General features: G+C 70.2%; 19 protein-coding genes and 1 pseudogene. 13 read left to right on the forward strand and 7 right to left on the reverse strand.

From position 1 onward, the window contains the following. Nucleotides 1–178 precede the first annotated feature (178 nt). The gene (locus ACQPXB_RS07925) at nucleotides 179–898 is read left to right on the forward strand and encodes a hypothetical protein (protein ID WP_386948937.1); all 720 of its coding nucleotides are present in this window, start codon (nucleotides 179–181) and stop codon (nucleotides 896–898) included. A gap of 54 nt (nucleotides 899–952) precedes the next feature. On the opposite strand, the gene rox is transcribed toward ACQPXB_RS07925, so the two are convergent. Further along, the gene (gene rox, locus ACQPXB_RS07930) at nucleotides 953–2368 is read right to left on the reverse strand and encodes a rifampin monooxygenase (protein ID WP_432850459.1); all 1416 of its coding nucleotides are present in this window, start codon (nucleotides 2366–2368) and stop codon (nucleotides 953–955) included. A 238-nt stretch (nucleotides 2369–2606) separates the two neighbouring features. Then, nucleotides 2607–2978 (reverse strand): annotated as a pseudogene (locus ACQPXB_RS07935) (response regulator); the annotation flags it as partial. A gap of 186 nt (nucleotides 2979–3164) precedes the next feature. On the opposite strand from ACQPXB_RS07935, the gene ACQPXB_RS07940 reads away from it, so the two are divergent. Continuing rightward, entirely contained in the window at nucleotides 3165–4298 is a 1134-nt protein-coding gene (locus ACQPXB_RS07940) for a permease (RefSeq protein ID WP_432850461.1), read from the forward strand. A 178-nt stretch (nucleotides 4299–4476) separates the two neighbouring features. Here ACQPXB_RS07940 and ACQPXB_RS07945 read toward each other — a convergent pair whose 3' ends face one another. Then, nucleotides 4477–4959 carry a MarR family transcriptional regulator gene (locus ACQPXB_RS07945; protein WP_366578952.1) on the reverse strand — a complete coding sequence of 161 codons (483 nt, stop codon included), beginning with the start codon at nucleotides 4957–4959 and terminating at the stop codon, nucleotides 4477–4479. A gap of 126 nt (nucleotides 4960–5085) precedes the next feature. Here ACQPXB_RS07945 and ACQPXB_RS07950 point away from each other — a divergent pair, with 126 nt between their 5' ends. Further along, complete coding sequence (locus ACQPXB_RS07950) at nucleotides 5086–5529, forward strand: nitroreductase family deazaflavin-dependent oxidoreductase (RefSeq protein ID WP_366578954.1); 444 nt, start codon at nucleotides 5086–5088, stop codon at nucleotides 5527–5529. A gap of 206 nt (nucleotides 5530–5735) precedes the next feature. Here the strand turns inward: ACQPXB_RS07950 and ACQPXB_RS07955 are convergent, their stop codons facing one another. After that, nucleotides 5736–6143: a VOC family protein gene (locus tag ACQPXB_RS07955; RefSeq protein WP_432850464.1), complete on the reverse strand. Its 408-nt coding sequence runs from the start codon at nucleotides 6141–6143 to the stop codon at nucleotides 5736–5738. Between the two features lie 81 nt (nucleotides 6144–6224). Then, on the reverse strand, nucleotides 6225–6560 hold the full coding sequence (locus ACQPXB_RS07960) for a hypothetical protein (protein ID WP_432850466.1): 336 nt from the start codon (nucleotides 6558–6560) through the stop codon (nucleotides 6225–6227). A gap of 227 nt (nucleotides 6561–6787) precedes the next feature. On the opposite strand from ACQPXB_RS07960, the gene ACQPXB_RS07965 reads away from it, so the two are divergent. From ACQPXB_RS07965 to ligA, 3 genes are all read left to right on the forward strand, one after another. Further along, nucleotides 6788–6994: a hypothetical protein gene (locus ACQPXB_RS07965; protein ID WP_386948923.1), complete on the forward strand. Its 207-nt coding sequence runs from the start codon at nucleotides 6788–6790 to the stop codon at nucleotides 6992–6994. Further along, on the forward strand, nucleotides 6991–7557 hold the full coding sequence (locus ACQPXB_RS07970) for a hypothetical protein (protein WP_432850468.1): 567 nt from the start codon (nucleotides 6991–6993) through the stop codon (nucleotides 7555–7557). The genes ACQPXB_RS07965 and ACQPXB_RS07970 overlap by 4 nt, the downstream gene beginning before the upstream one ends. A gap of 262 nt (nucleotides 7558–7819) precedes the next feature. Next, the gene (gene ligA / locus ACQPXB_RS07975; RefSeq protein ID WP_366578964.1) at nucleotides 7820–9811 is read left to right on the forward strand and encodes an NAD-dependent DNA ligase LigA; all 1992 of its coding nucleotides are present in this window, start codon (nucleotides 7820–7822) and stop codon (nucleotides 9809–9811) included. Here ligA and ACQPXB_RS07980 read toward each other — a convergent pair. Further along, complete coding sequence (locus tag ACQPXB_RS07980; RefSeq protein WP_432850470.1) at nucleotides 9808–10812, reverse strand: hypothetical protein; 1005 nt, start codon at nucleotides 10810–10812, stop codon at nucleotides 9808–9810. The two genes, ligA and ACQPXB_RS07980, sit on opposite strands and share 4 nt — an antisense overlap. 179 nt (nucleotides 10813–10991) lie before the next feature. Between ACQPXB_RS07980 and ACQPXB_RS07985 the strand changes: the two genes are divergently transcribed. Next, the gene (locus tag ACQPXB_RS07985; protein WP_432850472.1) at nucleotides 10992–11936 is read left to right on the forward strand and encodes a methylenetetrahydrofolate reductase; all 945 of its coding nucleotides are present in this window, start codon (nucleotides 10992–10994) and stop codon (nucleotides 11934–11936) included. A 27-nt stretch (nucleotides 11937–11963) separates the two neighbouring features. Here the strand turns inward: ACQPXB_RS07985 and ACQPXB_RS07990 are convergent, their stop codons facing one another. Beyond that, nucleotides 11964–13217, reverse strand: coding sequence for a helix-turn-helix transcriptional regulator (locus tag ACQPXB_RS07990; RefSeq protein WP_366578969.1), 1254 nt, complete (start codon nucleotides 13215–13217; stop codon nucleotides 11964–11966). A gap of 154 nt (nucleotides 13218–13371) precedes the next feature. On the opposite strand from ACQPXB_RS07990, the gene ACQPXB_RS07995 reads away from it, so the two are divergent. From ACQPXB_RS07995 to ACQPXB_RS08020, 6 genes are all read left to right on the forward strand, one after another. Further along, nucleotides 13372–14457 carry an S-(hydroxymethyl)mycothiol dehydrogenase gene (locus ACQPXB_RS07995; RefSeq protein ID WP_366578971.1) on the forward strand — a complete coding sequence of 362 codons (1086 nt, stop codon included), beginning with the start codon at nucleotides 13372–13374 and terminating at the stop codon, nucleotides 14455–14457. Further along, entirely contained in the window at nucleotides 14454–15086 is a 633-nt protein-coding gene (locus ACQPXB_RS08000) for an MBL fold metallo-hydrolase (RefSeq protein WP_366578972.1), read from the forward strand. The genes ACQPXB_RS07995 and ACQPXB_RS08000 overlap by 4 nt, the downstream gene beginning before the upstream one ends. A 114-nt stretch (nucleotides 15087–15200) precedes the next feature. Next, nucleotides 15201–17501, forward strand: coding sequence for an ATP-binding protein (locus ACQPXB_RS08005; RefSeq protein ID WP_432850475.1), 2301 nt, complete (start codon nucleotides 15201–15203; stop codon nucleotides 17499–17501). 253 nt (nucleotides 17502–17754) lie between these two features. After that, a complete protein-coding gene (locus ACQPXB_RS08010) occupies nucleotides 17755–18771 on the forward strand; it encodes a PDR/VanB family oxidoreductase (RefSeq protein ID WP_432850477.1) in 1017 nt (338 codons plus the stop codon). Between the two features lie 28 nt (nucleotides 18772–18799). Continuing rightward, a complete protein-coding gene (locus ACQPXB_RS08015; RefSeq protein WP_432850479.1) occupies nucleotides 18800–20086 on the forward strand; it encodes a cytochrome P450 in 1287 nt (428 codons plus the stop codon). A gap of 45 nt (nucleotides 20087–20131) precedes the next feature. Next, nucleotides 20132–20851 (forward strand): MoaF C-terminal domain-containing protein, encoded by a 720-nt coding sequence (locus ACQPXB_RS08020; protein WP_432850481.1) that lies wholly within the window; start codon nucleotides 20132–20134, stop codon nucleotides 20849–20851. The last annotated feature ends 23 nt before the right edge of the window (nucleotides 20852–20874 follow it).

A 20874-nucleotide genomic window follows, 5' to 3' on the forward strand; every position in this document is an offset into this window, starting at 1 on the left:
TTGTGTTCTCAAACTTGCCGCCATTGTGGACGGTTCACCCGGTCGGCCGCTCTTGTATCGCTTGTCGTTGACGACCGTCGCGAGCGAGGCATATGGTGTTCGGCACTGAAAGCCCGCGGTGGCACGGACTTCCGTGCTGTTGTCAGCGGCGACCACCACACACCGACAGGGGCGACGCATGACCTCTTCGACGACGATCCCGCAAACCCTCACCGTGATGGAGGCGTGCTTCACCCTCAATCCCGGTGTCGACGAGCAGTTCTGGGCGGCGCAGGACAAGTTCGGTCCCGTGGCGGCGGCGTCGCCGGGGTTCCGCGCGGTGATCGGCGGGCCCATCGCCAACTCGCCGTGGCTGTACTTCTGCGGAAAGTGGTCGACGCCCGCGGCGATGGACGACTGGTACCACGACCGCGCGCACACGGCCGTGCAGAACAAGGCGCACCGGACGTGGTTCAAGTCGGTGTACCTGCGCAAGTGGCGCCTTCCCGCGGAAGGCGAGGAGATCCGGGGCCGCGTGTTCTCCGAGATCGCGCTCGCGCGCCAGACCCCGCTGTCGGAAACCGAAGCCGCGCAGGTGCTGTCGGACCTGACGGAAAGCCTGCCCGGGTTCGGGGTGCGGCCGTTCGAGACCGTGGTCGGCGAGTTCGAGGCGCAGCCGTTCCAGTTCGTCGGGCCGCTGCAGGAGTTCCCCGAGCTCGCGCCCGTGCGCTACCTCCTGCTCACGCACTGGGACTCACCCGCGGAGCTCGACGCGTGGCTCGCGTCCCCCGGGGTCGCCGCGCTCAAGGAGCTCGGCGAGTTCGAGGCGCAGCGCTACCTGCCGATCTTCCACGCCGCGGGCGAGCGCGAGGGCCTCACCCCGGACGGGTTCCAGCGCGGCTGGGGCAGCGAGGCCTGACCGTCGCGACGCGGCCGGCAGCTCGAAGAACGCCGGCCGCGTCGAACTCCGGGATCAGGCGCCGAACCACCGCGACAGCCGGTCCGCCAGCTCCTGCTGGTCGTCGCCGAGCCACACCACGTGCCCGTCGGGGCGCAGCAGCACGGCGGGCGCGTCCAGCTCCTCGCTGACGTCCACGACGTGGTCCACGCGATCCGCCCAGCCCGCCACGGAAAGCGCGCCGGTCTGGTCGAGCAACAGCCCGCGCCCGGCGTGCATCTGCGTGTAGAGCGGACCGCGCTTCAGGGTCACGTTGCGCAGCCGCCGGCCGAGCAGGTCGGGGCCGGCGCCGAAGTCGTAGCGGATGCCGATCGCGGTGACCTTCTCGATCAGGAACCGCCTCACCTCTTCGAAGTCCATCAGCTCCGACACCAGCCGGCGCACGGCCTGCGGACCCGGGTCCAGCGACATCAGCTCGGCCTGCGCCCGCGTGTTGTTCAGCACGGACGCGGCGACCGGGTGCCGCTCGGTCTCGTAGGTGTCCAGCAGGTCTGCCGGCGCCCAGCCGTGAACCGCGGCCGCGAGCTTCCAGCCGAGGTTGAACGCGTCCTGGATGCCGAGGTTGAGCCCCTGCCCGCCCATCGGCGGGTGGATGTGCGCCGCGTCGCCCGCCAGCAGCACGCGGCCGGACCGGTAGCGCTCGGCCAGGCGGGTGGCGTCGCCGAAACGCGACAGCCAGTGCGGCGAGTGCATGCCGAAATCGGTTCCGGCGGTCGCGCGCGTGGCTTCCCGAAGCTCCTCCAGCGTCGGCGGGCGCGTGCGGTCCTCGGCCACCTCCAGGGCCGGCGTGACGAGCCGGTAGCCCCCGGTCTCCAGCGGGCCGGCGCCGAACCCGAGCTGGGTCTTGCGGACCTCCGTCATCACGGCGAGCACCTCGTCGGCGGGCGCTTGCAGCTCGACCTCGCCCAGCAGCCACTCCTGCCGCGACGGGTCGCCGGCGAACTCGATCCCGAGCAGCTTGCGCACGGTGCTGCGGCCGCCGTCGCAGCCGACGAGGTAGCGCGCACGCAGCTGCGAGCCGTCGGCCAGCTCCGCCGTCACGCCTTCGTCGTCCTGGCTCAGTCCGACGACCTCGTGGCCGTACCGCAGATCGGCGCCGACCTCGATCGCGTGCTCCCTCAGCAGCCCCTCGACGACGGTCTGCGGCACGCCGAGCGTGTGCGGGAACGCGGTGTCCAGGTCCGGCGGGATCGGTTTGGCGATCCCCGCGAATCCCCCGATCGGGTAGGTCGTGCCGACCTCCAGGAACCGCTCCAGCAGCCCGCGCTGGTCCAGCACCTCCAGGCTGCGCGTGTGCAGGCCCAGCCCGCGCACGATCTTGCTCGGCTCGGCATCGCGTTCCAGCACGACCACGTCCACGCCCTGCAGCCGCAGCTCGGCTGCCAGCATCACGCCGGTCGGCCCGCCACCGGCGATGAGCACATCGATCACGAAAACTTCCCCCGCTTCGGTTTCGGCTCCGGGCCGGACACCCCGGTTCCGGCCACGGTGGACGATTGTGCGCCGCCACCAGGGTCTTGCCGCAAGCCCCGGGGTGCGGTATACGTTGGAAGTGGCAGGAGGAGTATTTCCTGCCTTTCTTTGTGTCCGGGCCTGGTTGTCCGCGCTTGGATGTCCGCGCCTTGATGTCCGCAGTGGACGGACGCCAGAGCCAGTCGTGTTCGCGGGCGTATCGGGCCGCTTCGTGCAACGTCCTGATCACCGACGTGATGTGCGCCGGCTCGGCCGACTTGCTCACGAATCCCTGCACGCCAAGCTTCAGCGCCTTGCGCAGCACGCCCGGCCGCGCGTGGCGCGTCAGCATCAGGATCACCTGGTCCGGCCGCGTGCGGCGGATCTCGGCGACGGCGACCAGGCCGTCCACAGTGGGCATTTCGAGGTCGATCACGAGCACGTCGGGCCGGTGCTCCAGCGTCGCCCGCACCGCCCCCTCGCCGTCCTCGGCCTCGGCGAGCACGGCGATCTCGCCTTCCAGCGGCCGCAACGCGGCGAGCGCCTTGCGCAGCAGGGCTTCGTCGTCGGCGAGGACCACGGTGGTCATCGGGCCTCCCGCAGCTTCACCGGGAACCGCGCGGCCGTGAGGAACCGGCCGGCTTCCTGTTCCACGCGCAGCTCGCCGCCGTCTTCGGCGACGCGGTCGTCCGCCCAAGGGTGTTCGCCTGGCCCGGATCTGTCCCGAGGGTTAGAGTCGCCGGTAGAATACCCCCACACCGTATCCGGAGGTCAGGTGGCAGCGATCGGGCACGCGTTGGCGTTGGCGGGGTCGATGGCCTGGGAGATCCTCTGGGCGCTGATCCTCGGGTTCGTGCTGAGCGCCGTGGTGCAGGCGGTGGTGCGCAAGTCCACGATCGTGCGGTTGATGGGCGACGACCGGCCGCGCACGCTGGCGGTGTCTTCGCTGCTGGGCGCGGCTTCGTCGTCGTGCTCCTACGCGGCCGTGGCGCTGGCGCGGTCCCTGTTCCGCAAGGGCGCGGGCTTCACGGCGGCGATGGCGTTCGAGATCGGGTCGACGAACCTGGTGGTGGAGCTCGGCATCATCATGGCGTTGCTGCTCGGCTGGCAGTTCACCGTCACGGAGTTCGTCGGCGGGCCGATCATGATCGTGCTGGTGGCGGTGCTGTTCCGGCTGTTCGTGCGGCAACGGCTGATCCGTGCGGCGCGGGCGCAAGCCGACAAGGGCGTGGCCGGGTCCATGGAAGGCCACGCCGCGATGGACATGTCCGTGGCGGGCGAGGGATCGTTCCGGCACCGCCTGGCTTCCGGCGCCGGGTTCACCGCGGTGGCGCACGTGTTCGTGATGGAGTGGGCCGCGATCCTGCGTGACCTGGTCGTCGGCCTGCTCATCGCGGGTGCCATCGGCGCCTGGGTCCCCGACTCCTTCTGGCGCGCGTTCTTCTTCGTCGACGACCCGCTCGTCTCGGCGCTCTGGGGCCCGTTGGTCGGACCGCTGGTGGCGATCCTGTCGTTCGTGTGCTCGATCGGCAACGTCCCCTTGGCCGCCGTGCTCTGGAACGGCGGCATCAGCTTCGGCGGCGTGCTGTCGTTCATCTTCGCCGACCTGCTGATCCTCCCGATCCTCAACATCTACCGGAAGTACTACGGCCTGCGCATGACCCTGGTCCTGCTCGGCACCTTCTACGCGGCCATGGTCGCGGCCGGCTACGCCGTCGAGCTCCTCTTCGGCGTCACCGGCCTCACCCCCACGCAGCGCACCGCCACCGTCGGGGAGAGCGGCATCTCGTGGAACTACACGACGTGGCTCAACATCGTCTTCCTGCTGCTCGCGGGCCTGCTCGTCGTCCGGTTCGTCCGGACCGGCGGCCGCGCCATGCTGCGGATGATGGGTGGCGCCCCGGCCTGAGCCGGGTGTGGCGCAGGACACGGTGCCGTTTCGATCTTCCGGCACCCGGGTAGCTGATCTCTCGGTGCCGGGGGGACCGGAAGACCACGTGCAAGGAGGGAGTGCCGGCGGAACGCGATTCCGCCGGCACTTTCGTTTGCGGGGTCAGGCGAACCTGGTGCCGCGCAAGGACGAAGCGCTAGGGCGCCAGCTCGTCGGCTGAGTCCTGCCCGGCTGTGGACGTCCGGCGGAGGAAGTCGGCGATCACCTCGAGCTCGGCGTCGGAGTAGCGGTCGCAGACGTCGTCCATGCGGGTGTTCATGCCGGAGAAGACCTGGAACAGCTCGGCGTTGCGCTCGCGCACGCCGCGCAGCGTCACGGCGCGGCGGTCGGCCGACTCGGGGTCGCGCTCGCGGACGATCCAGCCGCCCTTCTGCAGGCGGTCCAGGATGCCGGTGAGCGTCGCGGGGTGCAGCCCGGCGCGGCGCGCCAGCTCGCTCGGCGACAGCGGGCCGTGGCGGTTGATGAAGTCGAGGCAGGTCCAGTCGACGTCGCGCAGCTCCACGCGGCTGCCGAAGCGGCGGTTGAGCAGCGACAGCTGGATGTTCAGGTCGCGGACGGCGTCCTTGACCGACGTCGTCAGCTGCCGTCGCCGCCGCGCCGTGGCCCGGTCTGGGCTCATGCCGCTGTCCCCTCGTGGTTCGTATGGAATCCGTAGGGTATCGCGGCCGACGTGCCATCGGCGCCTCGACGATATATGCGTTAGATATTATATCGTTCTCGTAGAACTTGAGGTACGCTCGACGGCATGAGCACAGACAGCTACCGCCGGATGACCAACACCATCAACAAGATCATCGTCGGACTGCAGCGCGGGGGGATCGCGTTCGGGCCGATGCAGCTGCTCACCGTGAAGGGCCGGCGCACCGGGCAGCCGCGCACGTTTCCCATCGCCGTCAACGAACTCGGCGGCGGCCGCTACATCTTCCAGGCCTTCCCGAAAGCGGCGTGGGTCGCCAACGCGCGCGCCGCGGACACCGTCACGCTCACGAGAGGCCGGAAATCCCGGACCGCGCGGCTGGTCGAGGTCCCGGTGGAGGACCGGCGTCCACTGCTGCGCCAACTGGTCGCCACGAGTCCCGCGAGCGTCGGCAAACGCTTCGTGACCACCGGGCTGGCCGGGGCGGCGTCACCGGACGCCGTCGCCGAATCGGCCGACCGGATCGCGGTGTTCCGCGTCGAGCCCGCGTGATCTTTCGTGCCGGGGGTTGAGCGAGCCGGGTGGTCTGTCCGAAAAGGACCGAGCAGCCGGCTCGCTCACGCGTCGACGACTACCGCGCCGGAAGCCGCGCGCTGAACCGCTTCCTGCTCGCTGTGGTCCATCGCTTTCGACGGTAACCCCGGCTCCAGGGCGATGCAGGTCGCGTGGCGGGCTTCGCCCGGGTAGGTGACCGGCGCCTACCGCGACACCGCAACGAACTTCGCCACGGCCTCCTCGGTGACCGGTGTGAAAATGTTGACGAGATTCCCGTCGGGATCCCGGAACAGCAAGGCGCGGTTCCCCCACGGCATCGTCGTCGGCGGGGTCACCACTTCCTCGAGCCACTCGCTCAGCTCGGCGTACCGCGCGTCCACATCGTCCACGATGAACTCGACGATCACCGACCGGTTCACCCCGGCCTCCGCCGAGCCGGCCCCGAACAGCCCCACCGTGCGCGTGCTCCCGATCGCCAACGTCCCCGACTCGAACGCCACCTCGGCGAAATCGGGCGTGCTCCACCTCGCCGCCTTCCCGCTGACCCGCTCGTAGAACGCGACGAGCCGCCCGACGTCGCCCGTGATGATCCGAATGGACGCGAAGTTCACTGGTTTCCTTCCCGCTGCTGCTTTCCGACCTGCCTGACGCTAGCTCCGATCGCGGACAGCAGCGGTCCTCGTTCGTGAACCTCAGCCGGGAATGAGGAACACCACGTCGACCGCGACGACCGCGGCGGGCACCGCGCCGAGTGCGATGCAGGGGAGGCCGGCCAGCCAGACCGTCCGGGCGCGGGCCCGCCGGGACACGCGGATCGCCGCCGCACCCGCGAGGATCGTCCAGGCTGCCGCGAGACCGAACGCCGTGAACGTTCCACCGGAGCCGGCGAAGTCACGATTGCTGTGCGCCAGGCTCATCAGGAACGCAAGACCCATCGCAGCGGCCACTCCGAGCGCGATCAGGAATCCGCCCAGCGCCGTGATCACGATCCCCGCGACTCGCTCGGTCCGGCCATCGTCTTCGCGCACGCCCGGAACCCTACGGCGACCGCCGTGAAAACTCCGGCTTTGTGGCGGTGACCGGTACCCGGCGCCCGCGCCCGGATGCCACCGCCGTCCTGCGGATTCGTTGCGGCCCCGTGGATCCACACCGCCGTTGTCGCACCCTCCGGCCGTCTCCCTGGGTGACCACGACCCGGGACCCGGCAACGTACCGTGATCCGACGGCGTCCACAGCGCGCCCAGAGGGGGCCGGCATGGCAGTCACCACCGCGGGCACGTCCACCCGCGTCAGTCAGACAACCGGCGGCCTCTTCCTCGCGGGCGCGATCGCCTTCGCGGTGGTCCCGCCGCTCGCCGCCTCTTATGTCACCGGTGATGCGACCACGCGGGCCGCCCTGACCGCCGTGTGGAGGGCGCGGCGGCAGTTCGGCGTGACGATGGTGGGGAGGCGGCGACCATGACACGCAACTCGTTCCTGGCCACCTGGGTGCTCTGGACGGTCGGGTTCCTCGCCTTCCCGCTCGGCGGCGTGGCGGGCGGCGCCGTCGTCGGCCGGGTCGACAGCCCGCTGGCCGCGCTGTTCGGCGGTGCGGTCACCGGGTTGGTCGTCGGCACCGGCCAGGTCCTCGTCAGCCACCGGCGGCTCGACCCGGTGCGCTGGATCCCCGCCACCACCCTCGGCATGGGCGCGGGCCTGTTCGTCGGCGCGGCCGCCGTCGACTACGGGACTTCGACGGCCGACCTGGCGATCATGGGCGCCTTCACCGGCGTGGTCCTGGGCGGCGCGCAGGTGGCCGCCCTGCCCCGCGCCGCGCGCCACCGCTGGGCGTGGGCCGTGGTGACGCCCGTGCTGTGGTGCCTGGGCTGGGTCATCACCGCCTCGGCGGGCATCAAGGTGGACGAGCAGTTCACGATCTTCGGCTCGGCGGGCGCCGTGACGGTCTCGGCGCTGTCGGGACTGCTGCTGCACTGGCTTCTGCCGTACCGGCGCGGTGTCTCCGCGAAACGAATCAAGATCGGCTGACCGTCCATAATGGACTTGGGGTCGGGCTCGGATCGCGCCCGACCCGGGCGGCGACCACGATGCCCTCCGCCGGGCGAAAGGCCCCGCACGTCGAGAAGCTCGACGGCGATCGCGCGCTGCCGCCTGCCGGCCACACTGTGTGGACCGAACACGATCCGGCCGGGTACTGACGCGCACGAACCCTTCACCGGCGAAAAATCACCCGGCTCGTGAAGAACCACAGCCTCACTTCTGTCGGTGCGCCCCGGTAGCGTCCTCAGCCGTGGATGCTCGGAAGCGGATTCAGGAACTCGCCGATCAGATCGTGGTGCTGCGCGACGCGTACTACCGGGGCTCGCCGGTGGTGGCGGACGCGGAGTACGACGTGGTCGAGGACGAGTTGCGGGGGTTGATCGAGGCCAACCCGGCGTTGGCGCCCGACCCGAACCCGCTGGAACAGGTGGGTGCGCCGGCGGTGCTGCACGCGCCGATCCGGCATTCGCGGCCGATGCTGTCGTTGGAGAAGGCGACGAAGCCCGAGCAGGTGGCGGCGTTCTTCGACCGTTTCCCCGGGCAGCCCGTCGTGGTGATGCCGAAGCTGGACGGCCTGTCGCTGGCCCTCGTCTACGAGCAGGGCCGCCTGGCGCGTGCCGTCACCCGTGGCGACGGGACGACCGGCGACGACGTGACCGTCCTCGTCCGGGCCCTGACCGACGGCGTGCCCGACAAGGTCGAGGCGCCCGGCCGCGTCGAGGTGCGCGGCGAGGCGGTGATGCTGCGCTCCACGTTCGCGGCCTACAACACCGCCCACCCCGACAAACCGCTGATCAACCCGCGCAACGCCGCCGCCGGCACCCTCCGCGCGAAAGACCCGGCGACGGTCGCCGAGCGGCGCCTGCGGTTCTTCGCCTTCGACCTGGACACCGACCCCGACAGCGCCGACACCGACCTCGCGCGCGCCCTCCAGACACTCGGCTTCACCGCCGCCGACATGCGCCGCTGCGCCGACGCCGAGGCCGCGCAGGCGGTCATCACCAAGATCGAGCAGCAGCGCAACGATCTCGACTACGACCTCGACGGTGCCGTCCTGCGCCTGGCCGACCGCGACGCCTACGCCGCCGCCGGCACACGGTCCAGCTCACCGCGGGGTGCGCTGGCGTTCAAGTTCGCCGCCGAGGAGAAGACCACGGTGCTGTCCGATGTGGTCTGGGACGTCGGCAAGACGGGCAAGATCGCCCCGGTCGCGTGGCTGGAGCCGGTGTTCGTGGGCGGCACCACCGTCACCCGCGCGACCCTGGCCAACCAGGAGGTGATCCGCGCCCGCGGCATCAAGATCGGCGACACGGTGCTGGTACGCCGCGCGGGCGACGTGATCCCGTTCGTCGCCGGCGTGCTCGACGCGTCGAAGCGCACGGGCGCGGAGCGGGAGATCGTTCCGCCGACGCAGTGCCCGTCGTGCGAGCAGCCGCTGACCGAGCAGGGCAACAGCCGGGAACTGTTCTGCACCAACGTCGCCTGCCCCGCCCAGACCGTGCGCCGGCTGATCCACTGGGCCTCACGCGCCGCCGCGGACATCGACGCCATCGGCGGGGTGTGGATCGAACGGCTGGCCGAGATGGGCATCCTGGAGCACCCGTCCGACTTCTACCGGCTGACCAAGGAACGGCTCCTGGAGTTCGACCGCATCGGCGAGGTCTCGGCCACGCGCATGATCGAGTCGATCGACGCCAGCCGCCGCGTCGGTCTGCGCCGCGCCCTGATCGGGCTCGCGATCCCGATGGCGTCGGAAGGCACCGCGGCCCGGCTGTGCCGCGCGGGCTTCGGCTCGCTGGAAGCCGTCGCCGAGGCCGGGGAAGACGGTCTCGTGGCGGTCGAGGACATCGGGCCGAAGGTCGCCGCGTCGCTGATCGAGCACCTCACGCGGCTGCGGCCCGAGCTCGAACGGCTGCGCGAGCGCGGCGTTTCGCTCGACGTCCTGGAAGAAGACCTCCCGCCGGTCGTGGCCGCCGGCGCGCCGCTGGCCGGCAAGACGGTGGTGATCACCGGCGGCATCAGCGACCCGCGGTCGGGCGAGAAAGTGCCCCGCCCGACCTTCCAGCGCCTGTGCGAACAGGCCGGCGCGACCACCGCGTCGTCGGTCTCGGCGAGCACCGACCTGCTCATCACCGGGGCCGACGTCGGAGCGAGCAAGCTCACGAAGGCCGAGAAACTCGGTGTCGAAGTCGTGGACCAAAGCGTGATCTGGCAACAGCTGATCGAGGCCGGCGTGGTCTAGCCGGGGGTGCCGTGGCAGTTGTCCTGAGTGGGCATCGGCTTGCTCGGGTCGAACCGGCCGGGCTCGGGGGACACGGACGTGGCGAAGTAGTCGTGGTCGCTGAACGCGGGCGTGAGCTTGTCGTCATTCGTGCACGCGACGCTGTCGAAGTACGAGCTGAACTTGTCCACCCACAGCCCGCGGCTCGACGCCAGCCAGTGCGACCCGCTGCGCACCGTGTAGTCGGCGCCGACGCGGACGAAGGGGTCCAGGTCGCCCGGGCCGTCGACCGGGTGGTCGCCGGGGTCGAACGCGTAGGCCACGACGTAGGACGCGTGGATCAGCAGTTCACCGGCCTTGCCCGGCTTCACGGTCATCGCCCCGGTCATGCGTGGCGAGACGGGCAGCAGGTGATAGCCGTCCGCCAGGAAGATCACGTAACCGTCGGGGTGGGCCTTGACGTCCGGCCTCGCGTCCAGCGCGACCAGCGCGGCGTACTTGGCCGGGTTGTGGCGATCCAGCGTGTCCGGGTCGAACTGCGCGACGGCGATCGCCTGTTTCACCTGGTCCTCGGCCTGCCCGACCTGCTTGGCCGAGAACGCGCCCACCTTCACCGCCGCCGGGACGGTCAGCCCCGCGATCCCCTCGGCCCAGTTCTGTGCCGGCGTGCCGTCGAACGGCCGCGTGAGATCGACGTGCCCCTCCTGCGGCAGGTCGGTCGGCGCCGCCTCGGTCGTCACGACCGACTCCGGCGCGCCGAGATCCGCATCGGTGCTCTTCTCGGACGTCGACTGCCCCCACACGTACAGCCCGACGCCCGCCCCTGCCACGACAACCACCACGAGCGCCGAGGTCGTCAACCGCTTGCGCCACTTCGCGCGGCCGCGTCTGCGCCGCAGATTGACCCACGCCTCCTTCTCGGCGTGCCGTTGCCAGTCCGGGTCCATCAGGTCCGGATGGTTCTCGATGTCGTACTCGTCCACTGTGTACCACCCAACCTCGTCGGCCTCGCCGCAAAACATCGGCGACCACCTCCGGTCGTTACGGCCCGAGCGGCACGAGACGGCAACGTTTCGGACACACCTCGCGAAGCGTGGCCTCGGCCACTGTGGACACTGCGGCGGACGGCTCGCGGTCCCGTCCGAAGAGCCGTCGAGGCCATGGCCCACCGTCCGATGGCCGAGCTGCTAACTTCCGCGACATGGTGGACCACGGCGACAACGCCTCTCTCCGGACGCTGATGACCGACGCCCGAAGCGAGATCCTGCTGTTCGGCATCACGCCGCCCCGCCTGAGCGCCGCCCCCGAGCGCATCCGGGAGATCACCGCGGCGACGTTGGCGCGGCTGGACTCCCTCGACGTGGACGGCCTCGCGCTGTACGACATCGACGACGAGAGCGACCGCAACCCGGCGGAGCGGCCGTTTCCGTACCTGCCGACCCTCGATCCCGCCGTGTACCACGAGGAGTACCTCGGCGAGTGGAACCGCGCGGCGGTCATTTACCGCTGTGTCGGCAAGTACACCGAGGCGCAGCTGCGAACCTGGCTGCAGGCGGCCGACACCGACCGCGTGCTCACCGTTTTCGTCGGCGCGTCCTCGAAGGACAAGGAGGTGCGGACGCGCCTGTCCCAGGCTCAGGCGCTGCGCCGGGACGCCCGCCCGGACGTGCCGCTCGGCGGCGTCGCCATCACCGAACGCACCGACGAACACCTGCGGCTGATCAGCAAGCAGCAGGCGGGCTGCACGTACTTCATCTCGCAGGTGGTCTACAGCTCCGACGCGGCGAAGAGCATGGTCTCCGACTACTACTACGCCTGCCGTGAGCGGCACCTCGAACCGAAGCCGGTCCTGTTCACCCTGTCGGTCTGCGGCTCGGTGAAGACACTGGCTTTCCTCGAGTGGCTGGGTGTCCATGTCCCACGGTGGCTGGAAAATTCTTTGCGCCACGCCGACGACACGCTGGCCGAGTCCTACGCACACTGCCTCGCGACCGCCCGCGACCTGATCGCCTTCTGCCGCAAACTCGGTCTGCCTTTCGGCTTCCTGGTGGAAAGCGTGTCGATCCGCAAGGCCGAGATCGAGGCGTCGGTCGCGCTCGCCGGCGAGCTGAGTGGATTGCTGCAGCGGGGCGGGAACAGGGGCTGAGCCAGAGCGGGCTCCTTCGCACCCCAGTCAGTCAGCCGTAGTGATCCCCGCTGCCAACGCCAGCGCCGCGGCCTCGCCGCGCGAGCTGACCTCCAGCTTCTTCAGCACCCCCGCCACGTGGAACTTCACCGTGCTCTCCGTGATCCCGAGGTCCTCGGCAATGGACTTGTTCCGCCGCCCCCTCGACACCAGGCGCAGCACTTCCAGCTCACGCCGGTTGAGCGCAGACAGCAGCGCGTCATCCGGCTGATCCGAAGCGGGCTCGAACGGCACAGCGATGGCGACGCGGCTGCCCCAGCCGGGGACCGCGTCGACGTCGACGGTCGCGCCGAGGGTTTTCGCGCGGCCGTCGAGCTGGCGGCGGAGGGCGGGGGCGTCGAGGTGGCCGGATTCGCGGTCGCGGATGTCGAGGTACAGCGTGGTGGAGTCGGTCGACCAGGCGATCCGCAGGCGCGTCAGCTCGGGCTGGGTGGTGAAGGCCAGCACCGCCGTGCAGGTCATGGCGCGGGCGGCGTGGGCGATTTCGCCGGGCAGCGGGTGCGCGTCCTTCGGCGGGGTGACGAACTCCAGCTCGGCGTCGTGGTGGCGGAGCATCTGGCGGACTTCGCGGCGGAGCCTGGTGAACGCGCTGTGAGCCGGCTCTTCGGACAGGGCCAGGTCGGACGTCTGCGCCGAGCGCAGGGCCACCAGCGCGGCCGACGCGGCGTCGGTCGCGGCGAGGCGGGCGTGGTGGTCGTCCAGGCGGGTGGAGCGCAGCGCGGTGAGGATCGTGACGAGCGCGGTTTCGTGGGCCGCGGCCATTTCGGCGATCGTGCGGGCCCGTTCGGTCGAGGCCGCGCGGGACTCGGCCAGGTAGTCGGGGCTGGCCTGGGCGACCTGCTGGCGGATGGAGGTCGCGACGATCCCGAACAGCGCACCCAGCAGCGCCGGCTGTGGGCACCGCGCCCGCGGCGAACGCGGGACGAGGGCGAGCAGGGTGCCGCCGGCGTCGAGGGCGGCCCAGACGGTCCGGTCGGCGCCGCCCAGCTCGGCGTGGGTGGTCGTCTGGCTGTCGGGCGGCACGGTGGCTTTGAGCTGCTCGAGCTCGGCGATGGTGATCTTCTCGGTGATCGCCGTGGCGCCGGCGACCTTGCGCGGACGCCCGGTGCACTCGAGGGTGAAGATGACGAGCGCCTGGTGCGGCCAGCGCTCGGCGAGGAACTTCGAGAACCGCGCGGCGATCTCGCGCAGCGGGCCCTCGACGACCTCCCGCAGGTCGGTCAGCTCGGTGGGATCGGACACCGGAACCACGATAACGACCACCGGCCCTGGCCGGAAGACCAGGTTTCCCTCGACCAACGACCAGGTCGCAGTCGCGATCACCCGTTTTAGGGTCGCGTGAGGCATGCGTTGCCGCGCATGCCTCGGGCCGGTGACCAACGGAGGTTTCAGGGAAATGCCACAGCAGGTGCGCGGGGTGATCGCCCGGTCGAAGGGCGCGGCGGTCGAGCTGACGGACATCGTGGTCCCGGACCCCGGCCCCGGTGAAGTGGTCGTCGCCATCGCGGCGTGCGGCGTCTGCCACACCGACCTGACCTACCGCGAAGGTGGCATCAACGACGAGTTCCCGTTCCTGCTCGGCCACGAAGCCGCCGGCACGGTCGAAAGCGTCGGTGCCGGCGTGGAGTCCGTGAAGCCGGGCGACTTCGTCGTCCTCAACTGGCGCGCGGTGTGCGGGCAGTGCCGGGCGTGCAAGCGCGGCCGTCCGCAGTACTGCTTCAACACGTTCAACGCGACGCAGCGCATGACGCTGACCGACGGCACCGAGCTGACCCCGGCGCTGGGCATCGGCGCGTTCGCGGACAAGACCCTCGTGCACGCCGGGCAGTGCACGAAGGTGGACCCGACCGTGGACCCGGCGGTCGCCGGCCTGCTCGGCTGCGGCGTGATGGCCGGGCTCGGCGCAGCGGTCAACACCGGCGGCGTGGGCCGCGGGGACTCGGTGGCGGTCATCGGCTGCGGGGGAGTGGGCGACGCCGCGATCGCGGGCGCTCGCCTCGCCGGCGCGACGACGATCATCGCCGTCGACCGCGACGACCGGAAGCTCGCCTGGGCCCGCGACCTCGGCGCGACGCACACGGTCAACGCGGCCGAGACCGACGCGGTCACCGCCGTCCAGGAGCTCACCGGCGGCTTCGGCGCCGACGTCGTGATCGACGCGGTCGGGCGCCCCGAGACGTGGCAGCAGGCGTTCTACGCCCGCGACCTGGCCGGCACCGTGGTGCTCGTCGGCGTGCCGACGCCGGACATGCGGCTGGAGATGCCGCTGCTGGACTTCTTCGCCCGCGGTGGCTCCCTGAAGTCGTCCTGGTACGGCGATTGCCTGCCGGAGCGTGACTTCCCGATGCTGATCGACCTGCACCGCCAGGGCCGGCTGCCGCTGGACAAGTTCGTCACCGAGCGGATCTCCCTCGACGACGTCGAAAAGGCCTTCCACACCATGCACGCGGGCGAGGTGCTGCGGTCGGTGGTGATCCTGTGAGCGGCGCGTTCCGGATCGACCGCGTCGTCACGTCGGGCGTCTTCGAGCTCGACGGCGGTACGTGGGACGTCGACAACAACGTCTGGCTCGTCGGCGACGACGACGAGGTCGTGGTCGTGGACGCCGCGCACGACGAGAAGGCGATCACCGAGGCCGTCGGCGGCCGCAACGTCGTCGGCATCGTGTGCACCCACGGCCACAACGACCACGTGACCGTCGCCCCGCAGCTGGGCGAGCACCTCCACGCGCCGGTGCTGCTGCACCCGGCGGACCAGGAGCTGTGGGAGCTGACCCATCGCGGGCAGCGGTTCTGGCGCGCGGAAGACGGCGAACGGATCGCGGTCGCCGGCACGGCGCTGGAGTTCATCCACACGCCCGGGCACTCACCCGGCTCGATCTGCCTGCACCTGCCCGAGGCCGGCGCCCTGTTCACCGGCGACACGCTGTTCGCCGGCGGCCCCGGCGCGACCGGCCGCTCGTTCTCGGACTTCCCGACGATCATCTCGTCCATCCGCGACCGGTTGCTGGTCCTGCCGGCGGACACCCGCGTCCACACCGGACACGGCGACGGCACGTCGGTCGGCGACGAATCACCGCACCTGGACGAGTGGATCGCCCGCGGCCACTGAGCGGGCCGGGCACCACGGGCGCAGGTTGACCCCCATCGGGTTCGAACTCATCATGGGCAGAACCGTCGACCGGGCAGCGCTTGCCTGATCGTCCAGCCGACCCGTGGAGGTGCCGTGGCCAAGGCGAGAGCCCGCAGCGGCAACGTTCCCTTCACCGCGACGAGCTTCGTCGGCCGGCGTCAGCAGCGCAAGGAAATCCGCGACCGGCTGGCGGCCGGCCGGCTCGTGAGCTTGATCGGCCCGGGGGGAGTGGGCAAGACCCGGTTGGCGTTGCAGTTCGCCGACGAGATGAACCACCTCTTCGAAAACGGGGTGTACTTCGTCGAGCTCGCGTCCGTCGCGGACGGCGGCGACGTGCCGACAGCGGTCATCCACGCGCTGGGGATCGCGGACCAGTCGAACCGCGACGCCACCGCGAAGCTGGTCGACCACCTTCGCGATCGCGAGATCCTGCTCATCCTCGACAACTGCGAACACGTTCTCGCCGGGGCGGCCCACGTCGTCCACGAAGTGCTGCGACACGCGCCCGCGGCCCGCATCCTGGTCACCACTCGAACGTCGCTGACCGTGACGGAGGAGCTGCTCTACCCGGTACCCCCGCTCACCGTTCCCGACGACGCGGAGCCGGTCAGTCTCGAGGCCCTGGCGCAGTTCGAGTCGATCCGGCTGCTCCAGGAACGGGCCGTGGCCGCGTCCCCCGGGTTCGCCCTCGGTGCGCACAACGCCGCCGCAGCGGCGCGGTTGTGCATTCAGCTGGAGGGAATTCCGCTGGCCATCGAGCTGGCGGTCGCCCGGATGCGCATCCTTTCGCTCGACCAGATCCTGGACCGGTTGTCGGACCGGTTCGGGCTGCTCACCGTCGGCAGCCGATCGGCGGCGCCGCGCCAGCAGACCCTCCGGTCGCTCGTGGACTGGAGTTTCGACCTCTGCACGGAAGCGGAACGCCGGCTGTGGGCGCGCCTCTCCGTCTTCGCGGGCAGTTTCGACCTCACGGCGGCCGAAGGCGTGTGCGGCGACGACGGCGAGGCCACCCTCGATCTCCTGAGCTCGCTGGTGAACCAGTCCGTGCTGAACGTCGAGGACCAGGAATCGTCGAGGCGCTTCCGGATGCTGGAGACCATCCGCGCGTACGGCGCGGAGGTCCTCGAGCGCACCGGCGACTCGGCGCGCTTCCGCGTCCGTCACCGGCAGTACTTCCTCGACGTGGTGCAGGATCTGGAACGGTCGTGGAGTGGGCCCGAGCAAGCCGCCTCGGCCAGGTGGATGCGCGTCGAGCGGGAAAACCTCCGCGCCGCCTTCGAAACCGCCGCCCCGGGCGGAAATTATCAGCTCGAGCTGGTCGCCGGACTGCGTTACCGCTGGTACGCCGACGGGTACATCGCCGAGGGCCGCAGCTGGGCCGACGAAGCGCTCGACGCGTCCGAAGGCGACCGCGCACCCAGTGCGGCTCGGGCGAAAGCGTTGTGGGTCGCCGCCAGAGTCGGCCTGCTGCAAGGCGACCAGGAAGCGGCCGTGCAGCGTCTCGACGAGTGTGAAGCGCTGGCGGTGCGGCTGCACCTGCCGGTCGCGGCGGCTCAGTGCCGCGGTCTGCGGGGACTCGCCGCGCAGCTTCGTGGCGACCTCGCCGAAGCCGAGAAGCACTTCGAGGTCGCGCTGCGCGAGCTGGCGGACGTCGGCGAGACCCCGGAATGGCTGATGGCGTCGTTCGAGTACGCCGTCACGCTTTCCCTCGCCGGCCGCAGTGCGGACTCGATCGCCGTCAGCACGTCGGCGCTGGCCGTGTGCCGTCAGCGCGACGAACGCTGGGCGCGGTCCTACCTGAAGTGGAGCCAAGGCCTCGACCAGTGGCTGCGCGGCGACTGCGCGGCGGCGCAGACCACTGCGGTTGACGCGCTTCGCGACCACCGCGATTTCGATCCGTCCTTGGGCACCGCGTTGATGACCGAGCTGCTGGCCTGGATCGCGGCGTCGACCGGGCAGTGCGAGCGCGCGGCACAGCTGCTCGGCGCGTCCCGAAGCCTGTGGCAGCGCACGGGTACGGAGCTGGTGGCGTTCGGGCCGAAGCTCACCGGCTTCCACTCCGCGTGTCTCGCTCAGCTCGAACGGACCATGCCGGCCCGGGCCCTGACCACGGCGATGCAGGCGGGGGCCAAGCGATCTCCGACGGGGATCATCGCCTACGCCTTGGCGGAGCAGCTCGCCGAGCGGGCTCCCGAGGGTGAATTACCCGTGCTCACCAGCCGGCAACAGGAGATCGCCGCGTTGATCTCGAAAGGGCTGACCAGCCCGCAGATCGCGGCGGCACTGGTGATCTCCGCGCGCACGGTGGAGAGCCACATCGACAACATCATGACGCGCCTGGGGTTCAGCTCGCGCAGTCAGATCGCGTCCTGGTACATCGCGCAGTCGCTCTGACCGGGCCGCGAATCCACCACCTTCCGTTGCGGTACTAGACCTCGCAGGTCAGGGCCGTTTCGACGGCTGCGCTCGGTACGGACGTCCGTAACTTCCGTACCGCCTCCCGTGATCTCCCCCATGTGCGTGCTCCCACAGTGACGGAGATTACAAGGGCTGCCAGTCAGCGACGCACGAACCGGCCGAGCCGCCGGCGTGCGGTGGTGCAACGAAGCACACGTCGGGGCACCCGGCGAAATCCGAAGGAGTCCCCATGGCATCGCAGTTCGAGGCCGGACACTCCGGTCAACAGCCCCGGTGGGCGGACCCCGAGACACAGGCGCACGACGACCTCGTGGTGGAAGTCAAGGCGAAGACGCCGATCACCGACACCATCACGCAGCTGACCCTCGTCCGCGCCGACGGTCGTGACCTCCCCGCGTGGACGCCGGGGGCGCACATCGACCTCGTCCTCGGACCGGGCCTGGTCCGGCAGTACTCCCTGTGCGGCAAGCCGAGCGACCTTCGTTCGTGGCAGGTGAGCGTGCTGCACCAGCCCGACGGCCGAGGTGGCTCCGCGCGCGTCCACCAGGACGTGCGCGAAGGCGACAACCTCGCCGTTCGGGGGCCACGCAACAACTTCTGCCTCGTCGAAGCGCCCGAGTACCTGTTCATCGCCGGCGGAATCGGCATCACCCCGATCCTGCCGATGATCGAGTCGGTCGATCGGGCGGGCGCCGAATGGTCGCTGGTCTACGGCGGCCGCAGCCGGGGCAACATGGCGTTCGCCCCTGACCTGAAACAAGCTCACCGCGACGGCGTGACGCTGGTTCCGGAGGACACGCACGGCCGCATCGATCTCGCGGGCATCCTCGCCGGAGTCTTCCCGGGCACCGCGATCTACGTGTGCGGCCCGGAGGGTCTGCTGTGCGCGGTGGAGGAGATGGCCGCGGACTTCGGAATCGCCGACCAGATCCACCTGGAGCGGTTCACTCCCAAGACTCAGCTCGACGAAGCCGTCCTCGACAATTTCGAAGTCGAATTCGTGCGAAGCGGGATCACCGTTTCCGTCGGGCCGGACGAGTCGATTCTCGGCGTCGCGCGGGCGGCCGGCATTCCCGCGCCGTTCTCCTGCTCGGAAGGCACGTGCGGGACCTGCGAAACGAACATCGTGTCGGGCCGGGCGGACCACCGCGACTCGGTTCTCAGTCCTGAGGAGCAGGAAGAGAACAGCACGTTGATGATCTGCATCAGCCGAGCTGCGTGCCCGAAGATCCAGCTCGATCTCTGACCGCACACCGAAGAGAGGAAGGCTGCCCATGGACAGCGCTGTCAGCAGCAACGAACCGGTGACCGGGTGCCCGGTCGCGCACACGGCCGCGGGTTTTTCGTTCTTCGACCGTGAATACCAGGAGAACCCGGGAGCGTCGCTGGCCTGGGCCCGCGAGAGCCAGCCGGTGTTCTACAACGACGACTCGGACTACTGGGTCGTCACGCGGCACGAAGACGTCAAATCGGTTTTCAGCCAGTTCAACAAATTCTCCGCGGCCATTACGCTGACGCCGGTCACGCCCCCGTCCGGAGCGGCGGGCGCGCAACTCGAGAAGTACGACTTCGCGCCCTGCCCCGTGCTCGCGGATTCCGACCCGCCGATGCACCGGCAGTACCGCCGGCTGAACGCGCCGGCGTTCATGCCCGACCGGATCGACCCCCTCGCCCCCTACATCCGCCAGACGACGAACGACTACATCGACCGGTTCATCGAGCGCGGCCACGCCGACCTCATCGCCGACATGCTCTGGGACATCCCGTGCCTGGTCGCGTTGCAGTTCCTGGGGATTCCCGAAGAGGACGTCGACACCGTGCGCAGGCTGGCGACGTCGATGACCGAGTTCGTCTGGGGACGGCCGAGCCCCGAGGAGCAGGTGCGCGCCGCCGACGGCCTGGGCCAGTTCTGGGCGATGGGTGAGCGGGTCATCGGGAAACTGAAGGAGCTCGACGACCCGCCCGGCTGGCTGGGTCACGCGATCAAGATGCAGCGCGAACACCCGGACGTCATCTCCGACACCTGGCTGCAGACGAACGTCATGGGTGGCGCGATGGCGGCGCACGAAACCACGACGAACGCCACCGCGAACGCTGTCGTGACGCTGCTGCGCAACCGCGACCAGTGGGATCGCCTGTGCGCGCAGCCTTCGCTGATCCCCGGCGCGGTCGAGGAATGCCTGCGGCTCAACCCTTCCGTGGCCGCGTGGCGGCGGCTCGCGAAGGAAGACGTGCAGGTCGGCGATGTGACGATTCCCGCCGGCGCGAAGATCCTCATGGTGATCGCGTCGGCGAACCAGGACGACGCGGTGTTCGAGGAGCCCGAACGGTTCGACATCGACCGGGACGCCAAGGCGCACATCGCGTTCGGCGCCGGCACGCACATGTGCCTGGGCAACCACCTCGCGCGGCTCGAGATGGTCATCTACCTGGAGGAGCTCACGCGGCGCCTGCCGCACATGACGCTGGACCACCAGGAGTTCCACTACGTGCCCAACACCTCGTTCCGGGGCCCGGAAGCGCTGCACGTCAGCTGGGACGTCGAAAAGAACCCGTCCTGACCTGACCCGGTGTTCGCGGTCCGAAGAAGAACGGAGAAAGCACCCATGACCAGACACTCCACTGTGGCCGGTCGCGAGATCGTGTTCACGAACTCGTACGGCAGCCGCGTGGTGCATCGCTTCGGCGCGACGATTCTCGACTGGAGCTACGAACCCGGACCCGGCGACCCGCACCCGGCGTTGTCCGGGCGCGACGATTACGAGGCCTTCGAGATCGCGGATGGGCTGGTGTACACGCAGTTCCACCACCAGGTGGACGTGCCCGACGTGGCCGTCAGCCTCGTCCTCGACTTCGACCACGGGCGCAGCCTGGCCGTCGTGAGCACGATCGAGGACCGGGCCAGGGTGCGGCACACGTTCCTGCCCGGCCTCATCGAAGGGCTGGCGACGAGCGGGACGGAACCGGCACCCACGGCCGCGCTCCTGGGCCGGCGAGTGCGGTGGACCTACGGCGACGGAAGCCGCTACGAGCACGTCCACGTCGAACCGAACGCGAACTCGTGGCGCTGCGTGTCCGGCCCCTCGGCCGGTCTCACAGGTACTGACGAGTGCACGACTTATGAGCTCCGGCCCGAGATCTACGTCCTCGCCGCACGGGAAAAGGCGGCCCCTTCCGCCTCCGTCACCATTGCCGACCACCGCGACCTCGCGGCTCTGCGCGCGTACGGGGCGGTCTTCGGGCTGGACCGGACCGGCGCACAGCCGACGCAGCACACCTTCGGCGCGGCCGGCGAACTGCTGGGCCACACCGCAACCACTGTCTGAACACCGGATCGGGCGCACCTCGC

The organism is Amycolatopsis sp. CA-161197 (assembly GCF_050942255.1).
Taxonomy (GTDB): domain Bacteria; phylum Actinomycetota; class Actinomycetes; order Mycobacteriales; family Pseudonocardiaceae; genus Amycolatopsis.